This is a genomic window from Comamonas sp. BIGb0152 (genome assembly GCF_024809975.1).
GTDB lineage: Bacteria > Pseudomonadota > Gammaproteobacteria > Burkholderiales > Burkholderiaceae_C > Comamonas.
On the sequence record NZ_JANUDY010000005.1, the window covers coordinates 288831 to 309661 of the forward strand.

At 66.2% G+C, this 20831-nt stretch carries 19 protein-coding genes; 9 read left to right on the top strand and 10 right to left on the bottom strand.

Features of this window, described 5'->3' with window-relative positions; translation table 11 throughout:
- Nucleotide 1: 1 nt before the first annotated feature.
- The 6 genes from M2375_RS12240 to M2375_RS12265 all read right to left on the bottom strand — a co-directional run bounded on the left by M2375_RS12240 (nucleotide 2) and on the right by M2375_RS12265 (nucleotide 6165).
- The gene (locus M2375_RS12240; protein ID WP_259167194.1) at nucleotides 2-907 is read right to left on the bottom strand and encodes a branched-chain amino acid ABC transporter permease; all 906 of its coding nucleotides are present in this window, start codon (nucleotides 905-907) and stop codon (nucleotides 2-4) included.
- Nucleotides 904-1767, bottom strand: coding sequence for a branched-chain amino acid ABC transporter permease (locus M2375_RS12245; protein WP_259167196.1), 864 nt, complete (start codon nucleotides 1765-1767; stop codon nucleotides 904-906). The genes M2375_RS12240 and M2375_RS12245 overlap by 4 nt, the downstream gene beginning before the upstream one ends.
- Entirely contained in the window at nucleotides 1767-2489 is a 723-nt protein-coding gene (locus M2375_RS12250) for an ABC transporter ATP-binding protein (RefSeq protein ID WP_259167199.1), read from the bottom strand. Before M2375_RS12250 ends, M2375_RS12245 begins: the two co-directional genes overlap by 1 nt.
- Entirely contained in the window at nucleotides 2486-3262 is a 777-nt protein-coding gene (locus M2375_RS12255; RefSeq protein ID WP_259167201.1) for an ABC transporter ATP-binding protein, read from the bottom strand. The genes M2375_RS12250 and M2375_RS12255 overlap by 4 nt, the downstream gene beginning before the upstream one ends.
- Nucleotides 3259-4485, bottom strand: a complete 1227-nt coding sequence (locus M2375_RS12260; protein ID WP_259167204.1) for an ABC transporter substrate-binding protein — start codon at nucleotides 4483-4485, stop codon at nucleotides 3259-3261. The genes M2375_RS12255 and M2375_RS12260 overlap by 4 nt, the downstream gene beginning before the upstream one ends.
- Nucleotides 4486-4620: 135 nt before the next feature.
- The gene (locus M2375_RS12265) at nucleotides 4621-6165 is read right to left on the bottom strand and encodes a YifB family Mg chelatase-like AAA ATPase (protein WP_259167206.1); all 1545 of its coding nucleotides are present in this window, start codon (nucleotides 6163-6165) and stop codon (nucleotides 4621-4623) included.
- Nucleotides 6166-6491: 326 nt separating this feature from the next.
- Here M2375_RS12265 and M2375_RS12270 point away from each other — a divergent pair, with 326 nt between their 5' ends.
- The 3 genes from M2375_RS12270 to M2375_RS12280 all read left to right on the top strand — a co-directional run bounded on the left by M2375_RS12270 (nucleotide 6492) and on the right by M2375_RS12280 (nucleotide 8978).
- Nucleotides 6492-7223: a TorF family putative porin gene (locus tag M2375_RS12270; protein WP_259167731.1), complete on the top strand. Its 732-nt coding sequence runs from the start codon at nucleotides 6492-6494 to the stop codon at nucleotides 7221-7223.
- A 43-nt stretch (nucleotides 7224-7266) separates the two neighbouring features.
- Nucleotides 7267-7605 carry a P-II family nitrogen regulator gene (gene glnK, locus M2375_RS12275; protein ID WP_027010591.1) on the top strand — a complete coding sequence of 113 codons (339 nt, stop codon included), beginning with the start codon at nucleotides 7267-7269 and terminating at the stop codon, nucleotides 7603-7605.
- A 65-nt stretch (nucleotides 7606-7670) separates the two neighbouring features.
- On the top strand, nucleotides 7671-8978 hold the full coding sequence (locus M2375_RS12280; protein ID WP_259167208.1) for an ammonium transporter: 1308 nt from the start codon (nucleotides 7671-7673) through the stop codon (nucleotides 8976-8978).
- 76 nt (nucleotides 8979-9054) lie between these two features.
- On the opposite strand, the gene M2375_RS12285 is transcribed toward M2375_RS12280, so the two are convergent.
- Nucleotides 9055-11307 (bottom strand): aminotransferase class V-fold PLP-dependent enzyme, encoded by a 2253-nt coding sequence (locus M2375_RS12285; RefSeq protein WP_259167215.1) that lies wholly within the window; start codon nucleotides 11305-11307, stop codon nucleotides 9055-9057.
- Nucleotides 11308-11407: 100 nt separating this feature from the next.
- On the opposite strand from M2375_RS12285, the gene M2375_RS12290 reads away from it, so the two are divergent.
- The 4 genes from M2375_RS12290 to glcF all read left to right on the top strand — a co-directional run bounded on the left by M2375_RS12290 (nucleotide 11408) and on the right by glcF (nucleotide 15421).
- On the top strand, nucleotides 11408-11869 hold the full coding sequence (locus M2375_RS12290) for an Lrp/AsnC family transcriptional regulator (protein ID WP_166656524.1): 462 nt from the start codon (nucleotides 11408-11410) through the stop codon (nucleotides 11867-11869).
- Nucleotides 11870-11944: 75 nt separating this feature from the next.
- On the top strand, nucleotides 11945-12901 hold the full coding sequence (locus M2375_RS12295; RefSeq protein WP_259167227.1) for an SMP-30/gluconolactonase/LRE family protein: 957 nt from the start codon (nucleotides 11945-11947) through the stop codon (nucleotides 12899-12901).
- Nucleotides 12902-12992: 91 nt separating this feature from the next.
- A complete protein-coding gene (gene glcE / locus M2375_RS12300) occupies nucleotides 12993-14132 on the top strand; it encodes a glycolate oxidase subunit GlcE (RefSeq protein ID WP_259167230.1) in 1140 nt (379 codons plus the stop codon).
- Nucleotides 14133-14155: 23 nt separating this feature from the next.
- Nucleotides 14156-15421 carry a glycolate oxidase subunit GlcF gene (gene glcF, locus M2375_RS12305; protein WP_259167232.1) on the top strand — a complete coding sequence of 422 codons (1266 nt, stop codon included), beginning with the start codon at nucleotides 14156-14158 and terminating at the stop codon, nucleotides 15419-15421.
- A gap of 12 nt (nucleotides 15422-15433) precedes the next feature.
- Here the strand turns inward: glcF and M2375_RS12310 are convergent, their stop codons facing one another.
- Both M2375_RS12310 and M2375_RS12315 read right to left on the bottom strand, forming a co-directional pair.
- Complete coding sequence (locus M2375_RS12310) at nucleotides 15434-16897, bottom strand: gamma-glutamyltransferase family protein (protein ID WP_259167237.1); 1464 nt, start codon at nucleotides 16895-16897, stop codon at nucleotides 15434-15436.
- A 1-nt stretch (nucleotide 16898) separates the two neighbouring features.
- Complete coding sequence (locus tag M2375_RS12315; protein WP_259167240.1) at nucleotides 16899-18437, bottom strand: hypothetical protein; 1539 nt, start codon at nucleotides 18435-18437, stop codon at nucleotides 16899-16901.
- A 347-nt stretch (nucleotides 18438-18784) separates the two neighbouring features.
- Here M2375_RS12315 and M2375_RS12320 point away from each other — a divergent pair, with 347 nt between their 5' ends.
- Entirely contained in the window at nucleotides 18785-19015 is a 231-nt protein-coding gene (locus M2375_RS12320) for a hypothetical protein (protein ID WP_259167249.1), read from the top strand.
- Between the two features lie 147 nt (nucleotides 19016-19162).
- Nucleotides 19163-19816 carry a GntR family transcriptional regulator gene (locus M2375_RS12325; RefSeq protein ID WP_259167251.1) on the top strand — a complete coding sequence of 218 codons (654 nt, stop codon included), beginning with the start codon at nucleotides 19163-19165 and terminating at the stop codon, nucleotides 19814-19816.
- A gap of 64 nt (nucleotides 19817-19880) precedes the next feature.
- Here M2375_RS12325 and M2375_RS12330 read toward each other — a convergent pair whose 3' ends face one another.
- Nucleotides 19881-20807 (bottom strand): ornithine cyclodeaminase family protein, encoded by a 927-nt coding sequence (locus tag M2375_RS12330; RefSeq protein WP_259167264.1) that lies wholly within the window; start codon nucleotides 20805-20807, stop codon nucleotides 19881-19883.
- Nucleotides 20808-20831: the final 24 nt, after the last annotated feature.

Genomic DNA, 20831 nt, shown 5'->3' on the forward strand with positions numbered 1-20831 from the left:
GCTATTTTCCTTGAGAGCGCGGGCCCAGCCGGTATTCCGGCAGCAACCCGTTGGGTTTGAAGATCAGCATCGCCAGCAGCAGCACGCCCACCAGCGACAGGCGGATGGCAGCCAGTTGCGAGCCATCGAGCCAGGGCACGACGCCGGCCAGCATGCGGCTGCCTTCCAGCAGCAGGATCACCGTGAAGCCGGCGACCAGCACGCCGGCATGGCTGCCGCGCCCGCCCAGGATCACGGCCATGAAGGCGTAAGCCGTCAAGATGGTGGTGAACTGGGTCGGGTCGATATAGGTGTAGTAAAAGGCGTGCAGGCTGCCGGCAATGCCCAGGATGGCACCGCCCAGCGCAAAGCTGCGGGCCCGTACCCACAGCACGTTCTTGCCCAGGGCCTCGGCCACGCCCGCGTCCTCACGCGTGGCGCGCAGCAGCCGGCCAAAGGGCGAGCGCGCCAGGCGCTGCAGCACCACAAACACCAGCGCCAGCCAGACCAGGCAAAAGCCCAGAAAGAACAGATCGCGCCAGGCGGTGGGCACCAGCTCGGCAAAGGGCCGCACGATGTTGGGGATGCCCAGGGTGCCCCGGGTCAGCCATTCTTCGTAGCTGATGAACAGCCGCAGCGATTCGGCAAAGCCCAAGGTGACGATGGCCAGGTAGTCCTCGCTAAGTCGCACCGATATCAAACTGACCAGCGCACTGGCCGCTGCTGTCAGCAACAGGGCCAGCAGCATGGCGGCCAGCGGCGGCACACCCTGCATCTGCAGCAGGCTGCAGGCATAGGCGCCCAGCATGTAAAAGCCGAACAGCCCAAAATTGACCAGGCCGCCCAGGCCCCATTGCAGGTTCAGCGCCAGGCCCGACAAGGTGGCAATCACCACCAGCACCAGGGTTGCAATCAGATAGCTTGTCATTTGCGCACCCACTTGGCGCCAAACAGACCGTGCGGGCGCAGCAGTAGCAGCACGGCCATCACCACAAAGGCCACCACCGTGCGGTAGTGGGGCGGCAGGAACAGGGTCGCCAGCTCTTCGGTCACCCCCAGCAGCAGCGCGCCCGCCACCGCCGCCATGGGGCTGCCGATGCCCCCCAGAATCGCGGCGGTAAAGACCGGCAACAGGTAGTTCCAGCCCATCTGCGGGTCCACATTCGAATCCAGCCCGATGAGCACGCCCGACAAGGTCGCCATTGCGGCGGCCAGCGCCCAGACCGTGGCCGTGACTTTTTTGCGCGAGATACCGCGCACGTCGGCCAGATCAGGGTTGTCGGCCACGGCCTGCATCGCCCGGCCCAGGCGCGTGAAGCGGAACACCAGCCACACCAGCGCCAGCGCTACCAGCACGCAGACCAAGGTGATCAGCTGCTCCTGGTTAACGCGCAGGCCCAGCAGGCGCGCGGGGCGGGCGATCTCCACACCAAAGCCGCGTGGCGCATTGCCGGCGACCAGGCGCACCAGGTTCTCCAGCACCAGGCCAACACCGATCGAGGCCACCAGCAAGGTAACGCCCGAGCGCCCCCGCAGCGGCGCAAACACCAGGCGATTGAGCAGCAGCGCCAGCGCCATGCTGAGCGCGATGCCGGCGGCCACCGCCAGTGGCAAGGGCCAGCTGAGCGGGCCGTTGAAGGCGTAGACCAGATACGCGCCGGTGGTCACCATCGCGCCAATGGCGTAGTTGGCAAAGCGCAGCACGCTGAACACCAAGGCCAGCGACAGCGCGGGCAAGGCAATGAGCAGGCCCGATACCAGGCCGTTAAAGATGAGCTGCGCCAGCATCAGTGCGCCCCCAGATAAAGACTTTGCAGTTGGCCGTTGGCCAGCAGCTCCTGGCTGGGCGCGCGCGCCCGCACCTGGCCGGCGACCAGCACCAGGCCTTGGTCGGCAGCATCCAGCCCCAGGCGGGTGTTTTGCTCGATCATGAACAAGGTGACCCCGGTTCGCGCCACGCGCTGCACCACCTCAAACAGGCGCGAGGCATTCAAGGGTGACAGGCCCGCCGATGGCTCATCGAGCGCCAGCAGACGGGGCGAGGGCATCAGCGCCGCGCCCATGGCCACCATCTGCCGCTGGCCGCCGCTGAGCAGGCCGGCGGCCACGTTCAGCTTGGGAACGATCTCGGGGAACAGCGCCAGCACGGCATCCAGCCGCTGGCGCAGGGCCTTGGCGCCGCCGCTGGCGATGAACTCATGGCCGAGCTTGAGGTTGTCCAGCACCGAGAGGTTGCGGAACACATTGGCCTCTTGCGGCACATAGCCCAGCCCCAGGCGTGCGCGGCCCGGCGCATCGAGGGCGGTGATATCGCGGCCATCCCAGATGACGCTGCCCGACTGTGGGCGGATCAGCCCGGTCACCACGCGCATCAAGGTGGATTTGCCCGAGCCGTTGGGGCCGACAACCACCAGGCTGGAGGCGGGCGCTACCTCCAGGCTCACGCCATGCAGCACGGCGCGCGCGCCGTAGCCGGCCACGATATGGTCCAGACGGAGTTCGGCGCTCATGCCACACCTCCCAGATAGGCTTCGACCACCTGCGCATTGGCAGACACCTGGGCAAAGCTGCCCTGGGTCAGCACCTTGCCCTGGGCCAGCACATACACCGGGTCGCAGAGGGCGGCAATCATGTCCATGTTGTGTTCCACGATGGCAAAGCTCATGCCTTCGGCCTGCAGGCTGCGGATAAAGTCGGCAATCTCGCCGACCAGCACCGGGTTGACGCCGGCTGCCGGCTCATCGAGCAGCACCAGCCGGGGCTTGAGCATCAGTGCGCGGCACAGTTCGAGCAGCTTCTTCTGGCCGCCCGAGAGGCTGTCGGCCCGGTCATGCGCCAGGCGCCACAGGCCCACACGCTCCAGCAGGGACTGGGCCTGCGCCATCGCCTGGGCTTCGTGCTGGCGGGCGGCCGCCGTGTTCAGCAGCGCATGCCAGAGCTTTTCTCCGGGCTGCTGGGGGGCAGCGAGCAGCAGGTTCTCCAGCACCGTGAGCGCGCCCATCTCGCGTGAGATCTGAAAAGTGCGGGTGAGCCCGGCCTGGGCGCGGCGGTGCACGGACCAGTGCGTGATGTCCTGGCCGTCGAACAGCACCCGGCCACCTTGGTGGGCCTGCTGGCCGCCCAGCACATTGAACAAGGTGGATTTGCCCGCGCCATTGGGCCCCACCATGCCGGTGATGCCGCCGCGCGCAATGCGCAGGTGGGCACCGTCCAGCGCGGTGAATTCGCCAAAACCTACATGAACATCCTGAACGCTGAGCAGATCGTCTGTCTGCAGGCTCATTTGGTGGTGCCCACCAGCTTGCTCACACCGTTGAGCACGCGGTAGTGGCCATAGTCCAGATCCACCTGGTCACCATTGGACGCAAAGCGGAAGTCTGCCGTCGCGCCGGAGTAGCGGAAAGGCTTGCCTGCGCGGATCAGCTGCAGGCCCTGCACGGGGTCGTGCACATCCGGGCCCTTGGCGTTGACCACATTGGCGATCTCCTTGCTGAAGTCCACCGCCTTGGCGCTCTTGGCTTTTTCGATGGCCAGGGCCAGCACATTGATCTCGTCAAACACATTGGCGCCAAAGGCGACGATGGTGCCCTCGGGCTGCTGGGTTTGCTTGAGGTAGAGCTGGTAGCTGGCGTTGTTGCCCACGGGCGTGGCCTGCACATGGTTCACGCCTTCGGCGGCGGCCTTGCCCACGTTCTGCACAAACTTGCCGCCGCTGTCAGCCGCATGGCTGAAGGTGTAGAGCTTGCTTTCGTAGCCGCTGCGGTAAATCTCGCGCACGATGGCGCTGAACTCAGGGATGTAGCTGGGCAGGAAGACCGCATCGGGCTTCTTGCTGAAGATCTTTTCCACCTCGGCCCGGTACGAGGGCTGGTTGGGGTTGAAGTAGAGGGTGTCGAGCACCTTGCCGCCTTGCTGCGCAAAGCGCTCGGCAAAGGGCTTGACGGTGCTGAGCGTGAACGGCGTTTGCAGCACCAGGATGGAGGCCGTCTTGGCCCCATCCTTGTAGGCCACATTGGCAAAGGCCTGGCCCCAGTGCTTGCCATTGGTCTGGAAGCGCCAGACCAGGCCCTTGTTGTCGCCCTCGGTCAGCTCATCGGCCGAGCCCACGGGCAGCAGGGCCACGCTTTTCTCCAACGCCACCGGGCGCACGGCCAGCGCCACGGCACTGCTCCACACGCCGGTGATCGCTACCACGCCATCCACATCAATCAGTTTGCGCGCGGCCGACACACCGGCTGTCGGCGTGGTCTCGTCATCGGCGACCACGATCTCTAGCGGCCGGCCCAGCACGCCGCCATGGGCATTGATATGGGCAGCAGCCGCCTTGGCCGCCGTTTCCTCTTCCTTGCCATAGGCGCCGCCCGATCCGGTCAGCGGGGCCAGCAAGCCGATACGGATGGGTGCCCCGCTGGGTGCGTTGGCTGCGCCGGCAGCACTGGCACCGGCCATTACACACAGCGACGCTACCGCCACGCTCAACACCCGCCACTGACCCAATTTGCTCACGCCCATATCCACTTTCAAAAGCCCGCCGTTCGCAGCAGGGCTGCGCGGCGTAAAGCTGGGGATTGTGCGAAGTCAGCGTTGCGGGAGGAACTAATTTTTTTGACTTACTAAACGCGTTTTCTGCATAAGGGCGGCTCACAAGCCCGTATTGCCCAACAGCGCACGCCGGTACTGCACCGCCTCCGCCACATGCGCCGGGCTGATGGTCTCCGACTGCGCCAGGTCCGCAATCGAGCGCGCCACGCGCAGGCTGCGGTGGATGCCGCGCGCCGACCAGGCCAGCTGGGCGGCGGCGGTTTGCAGCAGTTGCAGCGCGGCGGGCTCGGCCTGGCAATACGTATCCAGCGCCTGGCCTTGCAGCTGCTGGTTGAGCATGCCCTGGCGCTGCAGTGAGCGGGTGCGGGCAGCGGCCACCCGCTCGCGGATGGCGGCGGAGGGTTCGCCGGCTGGGGCGGTGAGCAGCTCGTCGGCGGGCAGGGGGCTGACTTCCAGGTGCAGGTCGATGCGGTCCAGCAGCGGGCCGCTGATGCGTGCCTGGTAGCGGCTGACCTGGTCGGGTGAGCAGCGGCAGGCGCGCTGGCGCGAGCCACGAAAGCCGCAGGGGCAGGGGTTCATCGCAGCGATGAGCTGGAAGCGGGCTGGGAAGGTGGCTTGCCGCGCGGCGCGGGCGATGGTGATCTGGCCGGTCTCCAGCGGCTCGCGCAGCGCTTCAAGGGCGGCGCGGGGGAACTCGGGCAGTTCATCGAGAAATAGCACACCGCAGTGGGCCAGCGAGATGGCACCGGGCCGGGGCGGGCTGCCACCGCCCACCAGGGCCACGGCGCTGGCCGTGTGGTGGGGCGCCATGGTGCTGCGCTGGCCCCAGTGCTGGGCGTCAAAGGCACCGACCAGGCTGCGCAGCGCGGCGTTCTCCAGCGCCTCGGCAATGCTCAGGGCTGGCAGCAGGCTGGCAAAGCGCTGGGCCAGCATGGATTTGCCAGCGCCCGGTGCGCCCAGCATCAGCAGGTTGTGGCCGCCACAGGCAGCGATCTCCAGCACCCGCTTGCTGGCGGCCTGGCCTTTGACATCGGCCATGTCGGCGCTGGGTGCCTCAGGTGGCCTGGCTTGGGTGGGCATGCGCTGCCATTGGCTGGGCGGTACATCGGGATCGGCGCTGGCGGCTTGGGGCGCAAAGTGCTGCACCACATCCAGCAGATGGCTGGCGCGGTAGACCTCGGCATCGGGCACCAGGGCGGCGTCTTCTGCACTGCCCGGTGGCAGCACCTGGCGTACCTGCTGGCCGCGCTGGTGCAGGTCCATGCTGGCAGCCAGCGCGCCGCGCACTGGTCGCAGTGCGCCAGACAGCGACAGCTCGCCGGCGAATTCATAGTTCTGGAGCCGGTCCGCATCAATGGCGCCGCTGGCCGCCAGGATGCCGACCGCAATGGCCAGGTCGTAGCGGCCGGACTCTTTGGGCAGGTCAGCGGGGGCCAGGTTGACGGTGATGCGCTTGTTGTGTGGGAACTCCAGCCCGCTGTTTTGCAGCGCCGAGCGCACGCGCTCGCGGGCTTCCTTGACTTCCAGATCGGCCAGGCCGACCAAGGTGAAGCTGGGCAGGCCATTGGCCAGATGCACCTCCACGCTGACGGGATGGCCGGTGAGCCCGACCAGGGCCCGGCTGTGCACCACGGCGAGACTCATGGGCTTGCTTCCTTGTTGTTTTTGCACCTTTTTGGTGCATTGAGAAGCACCTCTTCGAGGCGCTGGTGCAGCCAGCATCGCAAAAGTCCGTTTTGGGGACAAGGGCGACAGCCCGGGGTGGGCTGGCCGCTTCTGCCCCTGCAGCACAGGTCACCACCGGCAGGCTGGCTGTCCATCAGAACGTAAGCATTTGCAAAAAAATATAGCGCGTGCTGCTTGTCTGGTGTGGACAACGCTGCAGGTGGCCCGGACTTTGGCACGCTCTGTGCATTGTGCTTGCCACCAACGGATGGGCGAATTCATCAACAAGGAGTGTGGCAATGGCGATGAGCAACAGAGGCTGGATGGTGGTGGCAGGTGCAGCGTTCCTGGCGCTGCCGATGGTGGCAAGCGCGCAGCTGACCGCCAACGTGAGCGTGACCACGAACTACAAGTTCCGGGGTCAGGACCAGAAGTCCTCTAGTGCCCAATGGGTCAAGCCTGCACTCCAGGGAGGGGTCGACTACGCCTTTGGCGACAGCGGCTTTTATGTGGGTAACTGGAACTCCACGGTCGACTGGCTCGACAACAACAAGCTGGAGATGGATTTCTACGGTGGCTACAAGTTCAAGGCCGCCGATGTGGACTGGGATGTGGGTCTGCTGACCTATGTCTACCCCGGCAACACCCTGGGCAACACCACCGAGCTGTATGGCTCGGGCACCTTGGGCCCGGTGACCGTGAAGTACTCGCACACCGTATCGAAGGATTACTTTGGCTGGGCCGGCAGCAAGTACGACAGCACGTACAAGGGCCGCAACACCGGTTACCTGAATGTGGCATTTGCACAAGAGGTGGCCCCCAAGACGACCTTGAAGCTGTCGGTGGGCTACACGCGCTTTTCCAGCGACATCAAGGACCTGGGCGTGCCCAACTATCTGGACTACAGCGTGGGCGGTGCCTATGACCTGGGCGATGGCTTCTCGCTGGGCGCTGCCTGGGTGGGCGCCAACAAGACCGGTGCCTTTGGCTTTGTGAACAAGGGTCGGGCGATTGTGTCGCTGACCAAGGCTTTTTGACGCAGCGCCGCTGCAATAAGTGACGACAGGAGAGACTATGAACATGAAACTGGTAGTGGCGGTGATCAAGCCCTTCAAGCTCGATGAAGTGCGTGAGGCGCTGTCCGATATTGGGGTGCAAGGCATCACCGTGAGCGAGGTCAAGGGCTTTGGCCGCCAAAAGGGCCATACCGAGCTGTACCGCGGTGCCGAGTACGTGGTGGATTTTCTGCCCAAGGTGAAGCTGGAGATCGCGGTGGCCGAGGACCTGGTGGACCGGGTGATCGAGGCCATCGAGAACGCAGCGCGCACCGGCAAGATCGGCGACGGCAAGATCTTTGTCTCGCCGCTGGAGCAGGTGGTGCGTATCCGTACCGGCGAAACCGGCCCGAACGCGATCTAACAAACAACGCTCCGCGCTGGCAAGGCGCGCGCAACAAGCCAATTTATCTTGAAGGTGTGAACAACATGAGACGACTACTTTCCTTGGCAGGGCTGGCGGCGGTGGCACTGGCCACTGCGGGCAACGCGGCTGCGGCCGATGCGGCAGCCCCCGTTCTGAACGCAGGCGATACCGCCTGGATCATGACCTCAACCATGCTGGTGATCCTGATGGTCATCCCGGGTCTGGCGCTGTTCTACGGCGGTCTGGTGCGCAGCAAGAACATGCTGTCGGTGCTGGCCCAGGTGTTCACGATCTTCTCGATGATCACCGTGCTGTGGACCATCTATGGCTACTCGCTGACCTTCTCCGGCGAAGGCAACTTCTTCGGCGACTTCGGCAAGGTGTTCCTGATGGGTATCACGCCCGATACCTTGTCGGGTGCAATGGCCACCGTGCCGGAGTACGTGTTCGTGTCCTTCCAGGCCACGTTCGCCGCCATCACCGTGGCGCTGATCGTCGGTGCCTTTGCCGAGCGCATCAAGTTTGCGGCCGTGATGATCTTCGCCGTGCTGTGGTTCACCTTCAGCTACCTGCCGATTGCCCATATGGTCTGGGGCGGTGGTCTGCTGGGCAAGGATGGCGCGCTGGACTTTGCCGGTGGCACCGTGGTGCACATCAACGCCGGTGTCGCCGGTCTGGTGGGCTCCTATGTGCTGGGCAAGCGCCTGGGCTTTGGCCGCGAAGCGCTGGCTCCCCACAACCTGACCTTGACCATGGTGGGCGCATCGCTGCTGTGGGTGGGCTGGTTTGGCTTCAACGCCGGCTCGGCAGGTGCTGCCAACGGTATTGCCGGTCTGGCCTTCATCAACACCATCGTGGCCACTGGCGCAGCTTGCGTGAGCTGGTTGGTTTGCGAGACCTTGCACAAGGGCAAGCCCTCGATGCTGGGTGCCGCTTCGGGTGCCGTCGGTGGCCTGGTGGTCATCACCCCGGCAGCCGGTTTTGTGGGCCCCATGGGTGCCATCGTGATGGGTCTGCTCGCTGGCGCTCTGTGCCTGTGGGGTGTGTCCGGTCTCAAGCGCCTGCTCAAGGCCGATGACACCTGCGACGTCTTCGGTGTGCACGGCGTGGGCGGTATCCTGGGTGCCATCCTGACCGGCGTGTTCTGCGCCTCCAGCCTGGGTGGTGTCGAGCCAGAAGGCTACAACATGGCCCACCAAATCTGGGTGCAGACCAAGGGCGTGCTGATCACCATCGTGTGGTCGGGTGTGGTGGCCTGGATCTCGTACAAGGTGGCAGGTTTGCTCACCGGTGGTCTGCGTGTGACGGAAGAAGCCGAACGCGAAGGCCTGGACATCACCTCCCACGGCGAAGCGGCCTACGGACGTTGATTCTTGCGGATACTCCTTGGGGGGCCGGACGGGTGCACAACCCGGCCGGCCTTTTTTTATGCCCTGCCCCGTTGGCTTATGCCGCTGCGGTATCGCACTCGGGCCACAGTGCCAAGCCGCCCGCCAGGCTGAAGGCCTGCGGGTGGCCCAGGCGGCGCAGCGCACGGGCGGCCTGGGCGCTGCGGTTGCCGCTGCGGCAGTAAAACACCACGGGCGTATCGGCCGCCAGGGCCAGCCACTGGGGCAGCGCATTGAGCAGGCCCGACAGTGGCACGGCCTGGGCCAGGTCTCCGCCTTCCAGCCCGCGCGCCGTGCCCAGTTGCTGCTCATAGGGCTCGCGCACATCCACCAGCAAGGCGGCGCTGCCGGCCTGCTGCAGCGCCTGGGCGCGGGCCAGGGGCATCTCTACACAGCTGGGTGCGGCAGCGGCATCTACCCGCGCGCCGCAGGCCATGGTTTGGTAGGCGGTGGGGGCCATGTCTTGCTCCAGGCTGGCCTTGGCGGCGGCAAAGGCGGCGGCATCCAGCTGGCCCTGCAGCACACCGGCCAGCAGCGGCTGGGCGGCCGATTCCACCGCCAGGGTGCAGGCAAAGTGGTTGTCGTAGTCATGGCCGGGCAGCAGCAAGGTTTGCGGGCCCACGGTTGCTTCCAACAGGCGCAGGCTGCCCGCATAGGCCAGCGGCGCGCTCTGGGCAAAATCACTGCGGCCCAGCGCACCGGGCAGCACGGTATCGCCCACCAGGGCCAGCTGCAGCTGCGCGCCTGCATGCAGCAGGTAGGCGGTCGAATCGGCGGTGTGGCCGGGCAGCGCCAGGCGGCTCAAACGGTAGGCGCCCAGGTCCATCTGCGTGGCGCCTGCGGGCCAGCCCAGCGCATCCACCGCGCCAGCTGCTTGCAGCGCAGCGGGCACGGCGGCGCGCAGCTCGGCGGCCGATGAGGCGTGGTCGCCATGGCTGTGCGTATCGAGCACGGCAGCCAGCGTGAAACCCCGGCAGCGCACCCACTGCGCCAGGCGCTCGACCAGCTCAGGCAGCGGATCGACCACCACGCAGCGCTGGCTGGCGGCATCGGCCAGCAGGTAGCAGCAGGCGCCGTCGACGACAAAGCGGGTCAGCAACGGGGCGGTGCCATGGGCGGTGTCTTGCGGGGCTTCGACCAGGCAGTGCGTGCGCAGCGCAGCGCCGCAGGCGCGGATGCGGCTGCAGGCCTCGTCGATCATCGCGCTGGCATCGGCGGCGCCAAAGGACATGCGCACCGCTGCGGCCGTTTGCCAGGCCGGCAGGCCCATGGCTTCGAGCACATAGCTGGGCTGCGCCTTGCTGGCGCTGCAGGCCGAGCCGCCGCTGACGCGCAGGCCGGCGGCGTCAAACAGGTCGAGCAGCAGCTTGGATTCCAGGCCGGGCACCGCAAAGTTCAGGGTGGTGGGCAGGCACAGCGCAGCGGGCGCGTTGAACACCACGTTGCCAAAGGCATCGCACAGCGCCGATGCAAGCCGCTGGCGGTGGTCGGCCAAGGTGGCTGCACTGGCAAAGGTGGTGCCATCTTGCAGCGCGTGCAGCACGGCGCCCAGCGCGGCAATGCCGGCCATGTTCTCGGTGCCGGCGCGCAGTGCGCCTTCTTGCCCGCCGCCCGCCAGCAGCGGGGTAAACGGCGCGCCTTCGCGCACATAGAGCATGCCCACGCCTTTGGGGGCATACAGCTTGTGGCCGGAAAACGGCGCGTAGTCGATGCCGCGTTCAACGGCGTTGAGCGCCAGCTTGCCCAGCGCCTGCACGCTATCCACCAGCCACAGTGCGGGGCTGCCGCGCAGCGCAGCGGCAATGCCGTCGAGGTCGCTGATCACTCCCGTCTCGTTGTTGGCGGCCATCGTGCAGACCAGGCCGGCCGATGGCGCCTGCGTGCGCAGCCAGGCCAGGTCATGGCGGCCATCGTTGCCGACGGGGATGGCGGCGATCGGCAGGTGCAGGCCGAGCACCGCGTTCCAGTGCTTGAGGGCTTCGGGCACGGCCTTGTGTTCGGTAGCACCGTAGAGCAGCTGCAGCGCGCTGCGGTCACCCGCATCCCGGCGCTGGCGCAGGGCGTTGAGCGCTGACAGCACGGCGGTCTGGATACCTTCGGTCGCGCCGCTGGTGAACAGCAGCTGGCCACTGGGCACGCCCAGCACCTGGCGGGCGGCGGCGCGCGCCTCGTCCAGCAGCGCGCGGGCCTGGAGGCCGCTGCCATGGATGCTGCTGGGGTTGCCATAGGCATCGGCCATCACCGCCAGGGCGGCGGCGCGGGCTTGGGGGAGAACGGGGGTGGTGGCGTTGGCGTCGAGGTAGATTTCCATAGCCCAATTGTCGAGCGCGGACGGGGGAATACAGCTGCAAACTTCGCCAGTTATCGGAGAATATTGGAGTTCATTTCTAAAAATAGGTAAAAAAATGAAATTGGATTCCATTGACCGCAAGCTGCTGGAGTTGCTGCAGGCCGATGCCGAAACCCAGGTCGCCGAGCTGGCGGCCCAGGTCGGCCTGTCCGCCACGCCCTGCTGGCGCCGCATCCAGCGGCTCAAGGAGGCCGGGGTCATCAAGCGCCAGGTGGCCTTGGTGGACCGCGACAAGGTGAATGTGGGCGTGACCGTGTTTGTCGCCGTACGCACCAGCACGCACAGCCAGGAATGGTTTGAGCGCTTCCGCGCAGCCGTAGCGGCTATCGCCGAGGTGGTCGAGTTCTACCGCATGAGCGGCGAGGTGGATTACCTGCTACGGGTGGTAGTGCCTGATATCGCCGCCTATGACAAGGTGTACAAGCGCCTGATTGCCGATACCCAGTTGTTGGATGTGTCGTCCAGCTTTGCGATGGAGGAGCTGAAATTCACCACCGCCTTGCCGCTGTCCTATATTCCATAAGCCCTGTGTGCTGCAAGCCAGGTGGCACAGATAATGCTTAGGGTTTTCCATGCAATCAATTTCTAAAGGAACGCCATGATCTGGCATACCGTGGTCAGCCAGCCCTTTGCGTTGGGGGAGTCTCCTTTCTGGCAAGCCAGCGGTGGTGTTCTCTACGGCGTCGATGTGGCTGGCAAACAGCTGTGGCGCACGATGCCCGGATCGGGCTATATGGACCGCTGGGACATGCCCGCCGAGCCCGGCTGCATTGCGCCGGCCCGCAGCGGCGGCGCGCTGGACGGCTGGATTGTGGTCTTGCGCGACCGCATCTGCCGCGCCACCCACTGGGGCGGCACCTTGCACGACATCGCCCGCCTGCCGATCGACCCGGCCACCGAGCGTGGCAACGACGGCCGCTGCGATGCCCAGGGCCGGTTTTGGGTCGGCACCATCCACGAGCCCGCCAGCGGCCCGCGCCAGCCGGTGGCAGCGCTGTACTGTATAGACGGGCTGAGCGGCACCACGACGGTGCGCAAGGTGCAGGCGGGTGTCTCCAACGCCAATGGCCTGGCCTGGTCGCCCGACCGGCGCACCATGTACTGGGCCGATACCCCGAGCCACACCATCAAGCGCTTTGCCTGCGATGTGAGCGGTTATCCGCAAGGCGAGGGCGAGGTGTTCATCCGCTTTGACAGCAAGCCCGAAGGCTGGACCCCCGGCGAGCCCGGCTATGGCGGCCGGCCCGATGGTGCGGCGGTCGATGTGGACGGCAACTACTGGTGCGCCATGTACGAAGGCGGCCGGGTGCTGCAGATCTCCCCCCAGGGCCGCATCCTGGCGATCCACTACACCCCGGCGCTGTGCCCCACCATGCCCTGCTTTGGCGGCAGCGATGGCCGCACCTTGTTCGTCACCTCAGCCCGCCACGGCCGCAGCCGCGACGAGCTGGCCCAGCTGCCGCTGTCGGGCTGCGTGTTTGCCATGCGCGTGGGGGTGGCGGGCTTGCCTACGCAGCCCTGGCGGGAAATCAGCCATGGGTTCCAGACGGCGTAAGGCTTTCAAGCAACCCGCGACAGTCCCCCATCTAACTTGAGCGCCCAGCGCCGGCAGCAAGTGCCGCTACCATGGGGCCATGGACCAAGCTGTGGCTGCCTCTCTTTCCCCCACCGTGCTCGACTGGCAGGAGCGCGTTCGATCCGCCCATGCCCACAAAGCGCCGCTGCGCATTAGGGGCAGCGGCAGCAAGGATTTTTATGGTGCGCGCCTGGGCGGCGAGGTGTTTGACACCCGCAGCTACAGCGGCATCATCAGCTACGAGCCCAGTGAGCTGGTGGTGACCGTGCGGGCGGGCACGCCGCTGGCGGCGCTGGAAGCGAGCCTGGCCGAGTGCGGCCAATGCCTGGCTTTTGATCCGCCGCATTTTGGCCCGGGCGCTACCGTGGGCGGCATGGTCGCTGCCGGTTTGTCGGGCCCTTCGCGGGCGGCGGTGGGTGCGGTGCGCGATTACATCCTGGGGCTGGAGCTGATCAATGGCCGGGGCGAGTTGCTGCGCTTTGGCGGGCAGGTGATGAAGAATGTCGCGGGCTACGACGTCTCGCGGCTGATGGCTGGCGCCTGGGGCACCCTGGGCCTGCTGACGGAGATCAGCCTCAAGGTACTGCCCTTGCAGCGCGCGCAAGCGACGCTTTATTACGAATGCACGGCCCAGCAGGCGCTGGACAGGCTCGCCGTCTGGCGCGCCAAGCCCTTGCCCATCAATGCCAGCCTGTGGCAGCAATCCGGTGAGGGTGACCAGGGCCATCTGCTGGTGCGGCTGCGCGGCGCGGTGGCTGCCGTGCAGTCGGCGCTCGATGGCATGGGCGGCACCATGCTGGACCATGGCCAGGCCGATGCCGCCTGGCTGGCCTGCCGCGAACAGCAACTGCCCTGGTTCAGCGACATGGAGCCGGGCCACGCGCTGTGGCGACTGTCCTTGCCGGCCACTACGCCGGTGCTGCCCTGCACGGAGCAAGGCCTGCAGCCGCTGATGGAGTGGGGCGGCGCGCTGCGCTGGGTGCAAGCCCCCATGCAGCATGCCCATGCCTTGCAAACCTTGGCCGCCAGCGTGGGCGGCAGCGCCGTGTGTTTCAGGCCCGGCAGCCAGGTAGGGCTGCTGGCATCCGATGATTTTGGTTTTACGCCCGCCTCGCCCGCGCTGCGCCAGGTGCAGCAGCGGCTCAAGCAGGCGTTTGACCCCAACGGCATCTTCAACCCCGGCCGCCTGGGCGACTGGGCGCTGAACTAAGCTAATCGAGGCACCCCTGCACCATGCAAACCCAATTAGCCCCCGAATTCAAAGACACCCCCGAAGGCCAGGAGGCCGAGGCCATCTTGCGCAAATGCGTGCACTGCGGCTTTTGCACCGCCACCTGCCCCACCTACCAGCTGCTGGGCGATGAGCTGGACGGCCCGCGCGGGCGCATCTACCTGATCAAGCAGGTGCTCGAAGGCCAGGCGCCCACGCGCAAGACCCAGACCCATCTGGACCGCTGCCTGACTTGCCGCAACTGCGAATCGACCTGCCCCAGCGGCGTGCAATACGGCAAGCTGCTGGATATTGGCCGCCATATCGTCGACCAGAAGGTGGAGCGCCCAGTGGCAGAGCGCCTGCAGCGCTGGGCGCTGCGCAAGGGCATGGTGTCCAAGGCTTTTGGCCCGGCGCTGGCGCTGGGGCGGCTGGCCCGCCCGGTGCTGCCTGCCGCCATCAAGGCCAAGCTGGCCCGCGCGCCGCGTGCCGGCAAATGGCCGACGCGCACCCATGATCGCAAGGTGCTGATGCTGGCTGGTTGCGTGCAGCCGGTCATGCTGCCCAACATCAATGCGGCCGCTGCCCGGGTGCTCGATGCCGTGGGCATCCAGACCTTGGTTGCGCCGGCCGCCGCCTGCTGCGGCGCGGTGCAGCAGCACCTGAGCGACCCGCAAGGCGCGCTGGCGCAGGCGCGGGCCAATATCGATGCCTGGTGGCCCCATGTGGAGAGCCAGCAGGTCGAGGCCATTGTGACCACGGCCTCGGGCTGCGGCGTGATGGTCAAGGACTACGGCCATCTGCTGCGCCATGACAGCGCCTATGCCGCGCGCGCCGCTGCCATTAGCGCATTGGCGCGCGATCTGTGCGAGCTGCTGCCTGACATGCTGCCCGAGTTGGAGCAGCGCCTGCAAGGCCAGCTGAACTTGCCTGAAGCCCCCTTGGCCTACCACCCACCCTGCACCTTGCAGCATGGCCAAAAGCTGCGCGGCGGGGTGGAGACCAGCCTGCGCCGCCTGGGCTTTGACATCCGCGTCTCGCGGGTGGAATCGCACCTGTGCTGCGGCTCGGCCGGCACCTATTCGCTGCTGCAGCCCGAGATTGCGCACCAGCTGCGCGACCGCAAGATTGGCACCTTGAACCAGGCCTGCAGCGATGCGCGGCCCGCCGCCATTCTGTCGGCCAATATCGGCTGCATCTCGCATTTGCAATCGGGCACCGATGTGCCGGTGCGCCACTGGATTGAGGTGGTGGACGAGGCGCTGGCGCCGCAAAAGCCCCAGCGCTGACATTGACGCTGTTTAGACGGCGAGTGCCAGGCCGTCCTTGCGCTTGTCGGAGGCGCCACGCAGCTGGCCATTGGGCAGGCGCCAAATCCACTGCGCGCCGCCGAAGTCGCTGCGCCCGCCCAGCTCACCTTCGCCACTGGGCTCGCGGTAGCCCTGGGCCCGCAGCGCGGCGGTAATCGCGGGCGGCATGCCGGCTTCCACCGCCAGCACCCGGCCGCCTTCCAGGCGCCAGCGCGGCTGGTCCAGTGCCGCCTGCGGTGCCTCGCCGCCTGCCAGCATGCGGCATAGCAGCTGCACCTGGCCTTGGGGCTGCATGGCGCCGCCGACCACGCCAAACACAGCAAGGAATTGGCCATCGCGCGTCGCCGCGCCCGGCACCACCGTGTGGTAGGGGCGTTTGCCTGGCGCCGGCCCATTGATATGGCCGGGCTGCGAAAAGCCATGGCCCCGGTTTTGCAGCACAAAGCCGCCCTCGGCCACGCCGATGCCCGAGCCAAAGCGCTTGAACACGCTGCTCATCAGGCTGATGGCCAGGCCGTCGGCATCCACCACGGTGGTGCAGACGGTGTTGCCGGCTGGGTCGGCCACGGTTTGCTGGGCATGGGCCATGGCCGCTTCCATGGCCTGCACCAGGGCCACCTGGGTGGCAGCGCTGGCCATGTCGATGGCCTGGTCTTGCATGGCGGCCAGCGCGTGCAGCACAGCCACGCCATGGGTGTTGGGCGGGCATTCGTAGATGGTGGCACCGCGAAATGGCGTGCTCACCGGCGTGCAGAAGTCGCCCCGGTGGGCGCTGAAATCGGCGGTGCCCAACACGCCACCCGCTGCCTGCACCGCAGCCGCACAGGCGGCAGGGATGGCGCCGGCATAAAAGGCCTGTGGCCCCTTCGCGGCCACGGCCTGCAGCAAGCGGGCCAGCGCCGGGTTGTCAAAGCGCTCGCCAGCGCGGGGTGGGGCATCGGCGCGGTACAGGGCAGCGCTGGCGGCATTGCGGGCAATCACCGGCTGGAACAGCGCCCACTCGCGCGCAGCAACCGGGGCCACGGCAAAGCCCTGGCCGGCGGCTTGCACGGCGGCATCAAACAGCTGTGCCCAGGGCCGCTTGCCAAAGCGCTGGTGCAGATCCCACCAGCCTTGCACGACACCGGGGGTGGTGACGGACAGCGGGTGGCGCTCGGGGATGCGGTGCTGGGGCAGGGCCTCGACCAGCGTGGCCGTCAAGCCTTGGGGCGCGCGGCCCGTGCCGTTGTAGGCCAGCGGTGCCCGGCCTGGCGGCACCAGCATGGCCAGCAGGTCGCCGCCCACGCCAGTGGCCATGGGCTCAACCACACCCAGCACGGCATCAGCGGCAATGGCGGCATCGACGGCGGAACCCCCTTGCTGCAGCTGGGCCTGCGCAGCGGCCGCCGCCAAGGGGTGGCCGGTGGCCACCATGGCCCCCTGGCCCAGCACGCCCAAGGCATTTGTCTGCTGCATATCAGCTGCCCCACAGCGCCACGGCGGTGAAGACGGCGGCAATCAGGCCCAGCACCACCGGTACCAACAAGGCCCGGGCCAGCTCCAGCACATTGACCCGGGCAAAGCCTGCGACGGCTATCAGCGAGGACCAGGCGATCAAGGTGCCGCCGCCCGTCCACACCGCGCCCATTTGGCCCAGCGCGGCCAGGGCCGACACATCCATGCCCGAGGCCGGGCCCAGCGCGCCCGACAAGGTGCCGGTCAGCGGCAGGCCGGCAAAGCCGGAGCCGTCGATGCCGGTGATCATGCCCATCAGCAGCACACCAAACGACACCAGCAGCTGGCTGTCGGGAATCAGGTGCTGGCTGGCCTTGACCAGCTCGAACAGCAGGTCAGGCACGGGCTGGCCGGCGGCAATGCCCAGGATGGGGCCGGCGGTCTCGTGCGAGCCGATGAAAAAGAAGCCGGCAATCGGCAGCACCGCGCCCATGGCCTTGAAGGCGAAGACAAAGCCATCGGTGACATGGTCGGCGGCGCCATCGAGCATCTTGCGAAAGCCCCGAGCGGCCGTGGTGGCCCAGATCATCAGCAGTGCCGCGACGCCGCCAATCAGCATGGCGGCATCGCCGCCTTTGAGTTCGGGCACGGCGGTGGTGAACTTGGGCGCCACCATCACCAAAATCACCACCAAAAAGGCCAGCGGCGTGACGACGGCAAACAGCTTGGAGGCCGATGCCAGCGGCTGGGTTTTGCGCAGCTCGGCTTCCAGCTCGGAGTTGGTGCCCAGGTCGCTGTCATGGGCCGTGCCCTTGGCGATCTCGGCCTTGTCAAAGGCGCCTGCGCCCTCGATCTGTGCGTTGATGCCCACGGGGTTCAGCTCCCAGCGCTCCAGCAGCGCGTTGTCGCTGGGCACGATGAGCTTGCGCACCTTGAAGTACGACAGGAACAGCGCAATCATGCCGACCACCCAGGACAGCAGCAGCGCCTTGTCGGCCACCGCCACGGCACTGATGCCGCCAGCGGCCTTGGCGCTGATGCCCGGCGCCACACCGATCACATAGTCCGACGACAGCGCCATGCCCTGGCCGGCAATCGCAATCGCCATGGCACCCGCGATGGGCGGCAGGCCCGCCGCAATGGCTGCGGGCAGCAGCACGGCCGCTACCAGTGGAACGGCGGGGGTGGGCCAGAAAAACAGCGAGATCAGGTAGGTGACCAGCGCCAGAATGAAATAGGCCACATGGCCGTTTTTCATCACCGCGCGAAAGGGCTTGACCATGCGGATGTCCGAGCCCAGGTCCTTGAGCGCATTGAGCAGGGCCGTCATCAGCGCAATGATCAGGAAGATGTTGAACAGCTCCTTGGCCGCCACCATGCTGGCACTGAATATGCTTCCTATCCCGGTGATGGCGCTGCCGCTCCAGGCGAAGGCGACGACGACGGTGGCCAGTATCGATGGCACCACCACATTGGCACGGAAGGCCATGGTCAGAATGATGACCAGCACCCCGGCAAGGTAGGCCCAGTGCGCTGGGCCTATAGAGACTGACGGATCCATCGTGGCTACTCCTTGGTATGATTAAACAGCCAATTTGTATACTAAATACAATAAATGAAAAAACCATCAGGGAATACCAGAAATATTGCATTGCAACATGTGATTGATCCGGGTTAAATTGAGGAAAACAGCTTTTTCGTATACAAAAATACGGGTGGTTGTGCCGATACAAGCCAACTGGCTAGCTTGTTTTAGTGCATTTCAGCGGTGCGACAGCTTGAGAATTTTTCTGAATTTCGAGGCTAAACAAAGGCTTGGATAGCGAAGGGTTATGGATCCAGATCAAAACCCTTGTTTTGTACACTGGATACACTAGGGTAATTACTAGGTTATCCAGGAGCTATTCCATGAAAAACACGCTGATCCAAACCGTTGCCGCCCAAGAGGCGGATCTGCTGGCCTTGCGCAAGCCCCGCCAAGCCCTGTTGCCCGCGTCGCTGGGCTGGCTTTCGTCGATAGAGAACGCTTTTGTGCGCTGGCAGGCCCAGCGCCTGGCCGAGATGTCCCCGGGGCGCCTGTGGGCCCAGGCGATGCAAGACACGCGCTCGCTGGCTGAGATCCGCCGTGCTGGCCGCTGAGCGCTGAGTCTTCAGATTTTTGTATACAAGGCAAGGCCCAGAGGCTGTAAACCTTTGCCGGGCATGTAAACTGGTGCGACCTTGGGCGGCTCTTTGGTTGTCGACACAGCGCCCGGGGCAAGCAACGTACCGAACGGATCGACTTTCATGCCCATTGCCAACGGAGACAAAAAAACAGGACTGAACCACTCGCCGCTGACCCAGCAGCTGGTGGAGGCCTTGCGCGAGAAGATCATGTCTGGCGAGCTCGCATCCGGCGAGCGGCTGGTCGAAGAGCGTCTGTCCGAGGAGTTTTCGGTATCGCGCATGCCCGTGCGCGAGGCCTTGCGCCAGCTCGCTTCCAGCGGCCTGGTGATCATTGAGCCACGGCGCGGTGCCTCGGTCGCCAAGTTCCACGGCGACTTGCTGCGCGAGCTGGTCGAGGTGCGCGCCACCTTGGAGGCCCTCAATGCCCGCCTGGCCGCCAAGCGCCACGACCCCGAGCAGATCGCTGCGCTGGAGGCCTTGCTGGCCGAAGGCACCAAGAACGCCCACACCGGCGATGGCGATGTGCTGGCCGTGCTCAACCAGAAGTTCCACCTGGCGCTGGGCAAGATCGCCGCCAACTCGGTGCTGCAAGAGGTGATGCTGTCCTTGCGCGACCGCACCGAGGTGCTGTTTGCACCGCGCAGCCAGGCGCGTGCGCCCCAGAACTGGGAAGAGCATGCCGCCATCCTGCGTGCGGTGATCAAGGGCGATCCTGAATTGGCCGGCCTGCTGGCCGCGCGCCATATCTACAACGCGGCCGGCATCGAGCCCTGAGCGCTGGGCTCCCGCTTTTCGCGCGGCACTTCCCCAGCCGGGCGCATCGCCCGGATGCGCTCGTTCAGGCCTTGCGCGCCAGCTGGTTCTGGTAAGCCACCCCTGCCAGCGCAATATCTTCCAGCCCCACCCCCACGGCCTTGTACAGCCGGATGCCCGGCTGCGGGCTGACGGTATACCGGCCGCTGACGATATCCCCCAGCTCCACCAGCTTGCCGGCCAGCGACAGGCCGGGGTCGGCCAGCACCAGGTCGCCTGCTTCGCTGGTCGCCTGCTTTTTCCATTCCACCGCAATCAGCTGGGCGCGCGCCAGCAGGGCATCGTCCAACTCGCGGGTATGGGGCAGGCTGGAGCCAATGGCGGCCACAAAAGCATGGGGTGCTACATGCTCGCCGTTGAACAGTGGCTCCTTGGCGCGTGAGGCGGTGACGATGATGTCCGCCTCGCCCACGCCCTGGGTGTGCGCCACCCGGCGGATCTGCGCTGCGGGCAGGCCGGTCAGCTGCGCCAGGCGCGCTTCCAGCCCTTCGTGCGCATAGGGGTCAAACACATCGATGCGCTGCAGCCCGAAGTGCTGCACCAACTGCTGCGCATGGGCCAGGCCCTGCACGCCAGCGCCGCACAGAAAAAGATGGCGTGCATTGGCCGGCGCCAGGTGCTTTGCTACCAGCACCGTGGTGGCAGCGGTGCGCAGGCGCGTGATGGCATTGGCATCCAAGGTGGCCAGCGGCGCGCCGGTGGCGGTGGAAAACAGCAGGATGACAAAGTTGAACTGGCCGGCAATAGTGGTGTAGACCTTGGCGCCAGTCACCCCCTGCGCGGGGATGACGGCCCCCAGCGTGGAGAGCTTGACGCCGCCGGCATCGGTGCGCTCGCGCGCTTGCATGGCCGCTTCGCCCGCGCCAAAGGCGGCAAAGGCCTCGCGCATGGCTTGCAGGGCTTGGTCGGTGGACACCAGGGTGTCCACCATGGCATCGGTGATGTGCAGCATGGGGTGTGGTGGGGTGAGGTTGGA

Coding starts and splice junctions, on each gene's coding strand:
- M2375_RS12245 (WP_259167196.1), bottom strand. CDS start 1,767: ATGCTGGCGCAGCTCATCTTTAACGGCCTGGTATCGGGCCTGCTCATT.
- M2375_RS12285 (WP_259167215.1), bottom strand. CDS start 11,307: ATGGAAATCTACCTCGACGCCAACGCCACCACCCCCGTTCTCCCCCAA.
- M2375_RS12270 (WP_259167731.1), top strand. CDS start 6,492: ATGAGCAACAGAGGCTGGATGGTGGTGGCAGGTGCAGCGTTCCTGGCG.
- M2375_RS12240 (WP_259167194.1), bottom strand. CDS start 907: ATGACAAGCTATCTGATTGCAACCCTGGTGCTGGTGGTGATTGCCACC.
- M2375_RS12310 (WP_259167237.1), bottom strand. CDS start 16,897: ATGCAGCAGACAAATGCCTTGGGCGTGCTGGGCCAGGGGGCCATGGTG.
- M2375_RS12295 (WP_259167227.1), top strand. CDS start 11,945: ATGATCTGGCATACCGTGGTCAGCCAGCCCTTTGCGTTGGGGGAGTCT.
- M2375_RS12325 (WP_259167251.1), top strand. CDS start 19,163: ATGCCCATTGCCAACGGAGACAAAAAAACAGGACTGAACCACTCGCCG.
- M2375_RS12265 (WP_259167206.1), bottom strand. CDS start 6,165: ATGAGTCTCGCCGTGGTGCACAGCCGGGCCCTGGTCGGGCTCACCGGC.
- M2375_RS12280 (WP_259167208.1), top strand. CDS start 7,671: ATGAGACGACTACTTTCCTTGGCAGGGCTGGCGGCGGTGGCACTGGCC.
- M2375_RS12330 (WP_259167264.1), bottom strand. CDS start 20,807: ATGCTGCACATCACCGATGCCATGGTGGACACCCTGGTGTCCACCGAC.
- M2375_RS12250 (WP_259167199.1), bottom strand. CDS start 2,489: ATGAGCGCCGAACTCCGTCTGGACCATATCGTGGCCGGCTACGGCGCG.
- M2375_RS12255 (WP_259167201.1), bottom strand. CDS start 3,262: ATGAGCCTGCAGACAGACGATCTGCTCAGCGTTCAGGATGTTCATGTA.
- glcF (WP_259167232.1), top strand. CDS start 14,156: ATGCAAACCCAATTAGCCCCCGAATTCAAAGACACCCCCGAAGGCCAG.
- M2375_RS12320 (WP_259167249.1), top strand. CDS start 18,785: ATGAAAAACACGCTGATCCAAACCGTTGCCGCCCAAGAGGCGGATCTG.
- glnK (WP_027010591.1), top strand. CDS start 7,267: ATGAAACTGGTAGTGGCGGTGATCAAGCCCTTCAAGCTCGATGAAGTG.
- M2375_RS12315 (WP_259167240.1), bottom strand. CDS start 18,437: ATGGATCCGTCAGTCTCTATAGGCCCAGCGCACTGGGCCTACCTTGCC.